The following is a 1,244-nucleotide window of genomic DNA, read 5'->3' on the forward strand; positions in this document are numbered from 1 at the left end:
GGTGCGGGTCGGGCAGGCCGAACTGGCGTTCCGCCACCCACTGGTGAAGGCCGCGGCCTACCGCGGCGCCCCGCTGGCGGTCCGGCAGGCGGCGCACCGGGCGCTCGCGGAGGCGCTGGGCCACGGCGGCGGTCCGGAGGACGAGCCGGGCGGCGTCGGCGGTCCCGGCCCCGAGGACTCCGGCGGCGCCGAGGACCGCCGCGCGCACCACCTCGCCGCCGCCACCACGGGCGTTGACGAGCCCCTGGGCCGGCTCATGGAGGAGGCCGCGGGGCGCGCCCTGCGCCGCGGCGCCCCCGCCGTCGCTGCCTCGGTGTTCGAACGCTCCGCGCAGCTGACCGAGGACCGTCAGCCGCGCGCCCGCCGCCTGGCCGCCGCCGCCGAGGCGGCGCTGGCCGCCGGGCAGCTCGGCCGGGCCGGCGGCCTGGCGGCCCGCGGGGCCCGGCTCGCGGCCCGCCCCGAGGTCGCGGCCCGCCTGTCCGCCGTGACCGCCGCCCTGGAGTTCGAGCAGGGCAACGCCGCCGCCGCCGGCCGCATCGCCGTCGAAGCCGCCGAGGCCACCGCCGCCTCGGCCCCGCGCCAGGCCGTCGAGCTGCTCGGCGCGGCGGCCGCGTACGCCTGGTTCGCGGGGGACGGCGAGGTCCTGCGCCGCGCGAGCCGCCTGATCGAGACGGCGCAGCGCCACGGCCAGGCCCCGCCGGGCGCCATCCCCGCGGTCGTGCGCGGCACCGAACTCCTGCTCTCCGGCGATCACGCCGCCGGGCTCGCCCTGCTCCGCGCGCCCCTCGCCGCCGCCGGGCCGGCTGTCCCCGCCGCCGTGCCCGCCGACATCCTCGCGGCCACCTACACCGTGTTCGCGGCGCTGCGCGCCGGCGGGGACGAGGAGGCGCTGGCCGCGGCCGACGAGCTGGCGCGGCTGTGCCGGACCCGGGGCCGGATCAGCGACCTGACGCACGCCCTCCAACTGCGCACCCAGGCAAGGATCTTCCTCGGCCACCTCCCCGAGGCCGAGGCGGACGCGGCCGAGGCCCTGCGCATCGCCGAGGCCATCGGGCACACCCGGCGGGCCCGCGGCGTCCGGGGCGTGCTGTCCCTCGCGGCGGCGATCCGCGGCGAGGAGGGCCGTTGCGAGGAACTGGCCCGCGCCGGGACCGAGGGCGGCCTGGCGCCCGGCGCCTCCTGGGCCGGCTACGCCCTCGGGCTGCTCGCCCTGGGCCGGGGCGACCACCGCCTGGCCGCCGACC

At 81.8% G+C, this 1,244-nt stretch carries 1 pseudogene; it reads left to right on the plus strand.

The window, feature by feature from the left end:
- Positions 1–1,244: pseudogene (locus tag D7231_RS35055) on the plus strand (hypothetical protein); the annotation flags it as partial.

The sequence above is a fragment of the Streptomyces klenkii genome (genome assembly GCF_003626645.1).
GTDB lineage: Bacteria > Actinomycetota > Actinomycetes > Streptomycetales > Streptomycetaceae > Streptomyces > Streptomyces klenkii.